This window comes from Paenibacillus forsythiae T98, from assembly GCF_000520735.1.
GTDB lineage: Bacteria > Bacillota > Bacilli > Paenibacillales > Paenibacillaceae > Paenibacillus_AQ > Paenibacillus_AQ forsythiae.
Window position 1 is genome coordinate 1 of the sequence record NZ_ASSC01000338.1, and the last position, 3,134, is coordinate 3,134.

At 56.1% G+C, this 3,134-nt stretch carries 5 protein-coding genes; 1 reads left to right on the forward strand and 4 read right to left on the reverse strand.

The genetic code is table 11. The features are described from left to right. The 3 genes from dapB to L692_RS0111030 all read right to left on the reverse strand — a co-directional run. The coding region (gene dapB / locus L692_RS0111020) for a 4-hydroxy-tetrahydrodipicolinate reductase (RefSeq protein WP_025699822.1) at positions 1-615 on the reverse strand (615 nt) is incomplete at its 3' end. Positions 616-651: 36 nt separating this feature from the next. Continuing rightward, positions 652-1,173: a tetratricopeptide repeat protein gene (locus tag L692_RS0111025; protein ID WP_025699824.1), complete on the reverse strand. Its 522-nt coding sequence runs from the start codon at positions 1,171-1,173 to the stop codon at positions 652-654. Between the two features lie 43 nt (positions 1,174-1,216). After that, a complete protein-coding gene (locus L692_RS0111030) occupies positions 1,217-1,546 on the reverse strand; it encodes a nucleotide pyrophosphohydrolase (RefSeq protein ID WP_025699827.1) in 330 nt (109 codons plus the stop codon). Between the two features lie 174 nt (positions 1,547-1,720). On the opposite strand from L692_RS0111030, the gene L692_RS0111035 reads away from it, so the two are divergent. After that, entirely contained in the window at positions 1,721-2,590 is an 870-nt protein-coding gene (locus L692_RS0111035) for a YitT family protein (protein WP_025699829.1), read from the forward strand. Between the two features lie 106 nt (positions 2,591-2,696). On the opposite strand, the gene L692_RS0111040 is transcribed toward L692_RS0111035, so the two are convergent. Further along, positions 2,697-3,134 (reverse strand): sporulation protein YpjB (locus tag L692_RS0111040; protein WP_025699830.1); only part of this gene is annotated, 438 nt, incomplete at its 5' end.

Genomic DNA, 3,134 nt, shown 5'->3' on the forward strand with positions numbered 1-3,134 from the left:
CCGGAAGCCGTTATAGTAGCCGCCCCGCGCGCCCTCGATGGTCTCCTCCTCTTGAGGATTGCCCTGACGGAGTTCCTCGCGGGCTTCGGCAATCAGCTCGGCTGTCTTGATGGCGGTGCCTGACGGCGCGTCCAGCTTCTGGTCTCCATGATACTCAATAATCTCCAGATTGGGAAAGTATTTTGCCGCCTGCGCCGCAAACTTCATCATCAGGATCGCTCCAATCGAGAAGTTCGGGGCAATCAATCCGCCTATTCCCTGCTCTCTGCACTGCTTGTCCAGCAGCTCAATCTGCTCGGGCGTAAAGCCGGTTGTACCGATGACCGGCCTTACACCATACTTGATTGCAGCAGCCGTATTGACATAAGCGGAATGCGGTATCGTAAAATCGACCATAACATCCGCGCCGCCGGCAGACAGCGCGGCTTCAAGATCTCCGGTTACAGCTACTCCCGCTTCCGGGAGGCCAACCAGCAGGCCCGCGTCGATATCATGCACCGAACGGTCCACCGCAGCTGCGAGCGTCAGCTCCTCATCCTGCAGAACCAGCTTCACCACTTCCCGGCCCATCCGGCCGCCGGCTCCCGAAACTACAACCCTGATTTTATTTTTCATATTAAATATGGCCCCCGCTTTCGTTTCATCTGATGATTACTGCACATACTTCTGCAGCGATTTCTGAAGATCCTTCATCAATTCCCTCAAGCCTTCGTCGCCCGGATGCAGCGATATGACTTCTTTCATGGCCGCAATCGCGGCCAGGTGATCGTTCACCCGGCTGTGGGCAATGGCCAGCCATACATAAGCATCCCCATACAGCGGGTCAAGCTGCACAGCTTCCTTCAGCAGTGTGATCGGCCGATAGGGATTGCTCTGGAAGCCGGTCGCTTCCTCAAGCAGCCCCTTGGCCTCCCGCACATGCATCATGGCCTGCAAATGCTGCAAATGCAGCCGGTAATCCTGCTTCTCGCCGTCAAGCTTCACCGCGGCTCTGGCATGCTCCGCCGCCTTCTCGAGCTTCCCGCTGCGCGCGTAAGTGATTGAGCAGCGATACCGGACCTCCGGATCGTTCGGATCGGCCGAAATCGCGGCTTCGAAGCACATGATCGCTTCCTCAAAATCGCTCCGCAAAATACAGCGGTACGCCTCTTTGACATAATCGCCGGGACTCATGCGTACCACCCCCACTCATATGCTTCATCATATGCGTCTGGGCCTAATCGGTGTTTTTTTTCGTCCAGCGGTCCGCGTCCCGGGTATTAAATTTATGCATGACCTTGTTCATGGCTTCCGTCAAATCGATGCCAAGGGAATTGGCGAAGCAGACAGTGATAAACAGAATATCACCCAGCTCCAGCTCGATGGAATTATCCGGCTCGTCCGCCTTCTTCGGCTTCTCCCCGAAGGAATGATTAACCTCCCGGGCCAGCTCCCCGACTTCCTCGGACATGCGCGCAAGCATCGAGAGCGGACTGAAATAACCCTCTTTGAACTGCGCGATATAAGCGTCCACTTCCCGCTGTATTTCCGCGAGACTTTTCTCCATTTCCCGAAGACGCCCCTTTCACTCTGCCGCATATTGCCTTTTCGTTTGCCCCTATGTTATCGTAAAGACGTTTTGAAGACAAATCTTTTTTGATTGTCCCGTCCCCGGGCAATAGGTATACTTTCTGGCCGCCGGAGAAAAACTGCCGTAATAACGGCCTTAACGGAGGAATCCATGACATTTGCGAAATTGGCTTCAATCATCAAGACGGTCGCTCCAATCATGCTCGGGACCGCAGTATACGCTTTCGGACTGCTCTATTTCATTATTCCCAACCAGCTCATGGAAGGAGGAGTCACCGGGGTCACCATTCTGCTGAATTACGGCTTCCACATTCCGGTATTCCTTACAACCCTGCTGCTTAACCTCCCGCTGTTTCTGCTGGGCTGGAAAGTTCTCGGAGCGCGGCAAATCGTCTATACCGGCGTCGGCATCGGCTCGCTGTCGTTCTTCCTGTGGCTCTTCGAACGGATGATTGCCCTTGGATGGTTCAATCCCTTTCAAACGGAGCATGATTTCATTCTCGCTTCCCTGTATGCGGGGGTCACGCTTGGCCTTGGACTGGGCATCGTCTTCCGATTCGGGGGCACGACCGGCGGCGTCGACATTGTGGCCCGCATCTGGGGCCGCCGCTTCGGCTGGAGCATGGGACAGGTCATACTGGTGACGGACGTCGTTATTATCGGCTCATCGCTTCTCTACATCCCGAGGGAGAAAATTCTGTACACGCTGGTGGCCGTCTTTATCGCTTCCCGCGTAATCGATTTCATCCAGGAAGGCGCGTACGCCGCCAAAGCCTTTACGATTATCAGCGACTTCGGTCAGGAAATTGCCGAGCTGATTACCAAAGAGATGGAGCGGGGCGTCACCCTCATTCCTTCCATCGGCGCTTATTCCAAGCAGGCGAAGCATATGGTCTACTGCATCGTCTCCCGGCAGGAAATCCGGCAATTGAGCCGGCTGGTCAAATCCGTGGACCCGCGGGCATTTGTCATTATCAGCGATGTGCACGATGTTCAGGGAGAGGGCTTCCGGGAAATTTAACAAAGCATCCGCGTCAGGGCGGATAACCAAACTCAAGCGGAACCAGGCATGGAAGACTTCAGGCCCGATCCCGCTTTTCATTGTTCACCTGCTGTTTCCCGCTCTTTCAGAACGGCTGCCATCGGCTACTCTCGCCTCTGTATTTCCTGTAAGCGGTGTATGCAAGCGCCGCCAGGATAAATCCCGCGCCCAGCCATCCGGCAAGGCCGTATTGCCGGGGAGCTAGCGGAAGAGACAGCGCCGGTTCGTCCTTCTCCTTCCCGAACATGACCCTGGCGGCTTCCCGGCCTTGCGAGACGGCGTCCCTCAGCTCTTCCCTCCCCGGCGGACGGCTTCCTGACGCCAGTCCGCCCGCATAGGACAGCCAGGCATCGAACCGGTTCACTTCTTCCGGCTTCCGGGCGATAATGACGGCGGGCCGGATCGTATCGTAACGCTCCTGAATACGGGATACCGCCGCCTTCCAGCCTGTCAGATCGCTTCCGGCCGCGCTTTGTTCCATATCGTCCAGATCCTCGCGGATCAGCTTGTAGTATTGAAGCCA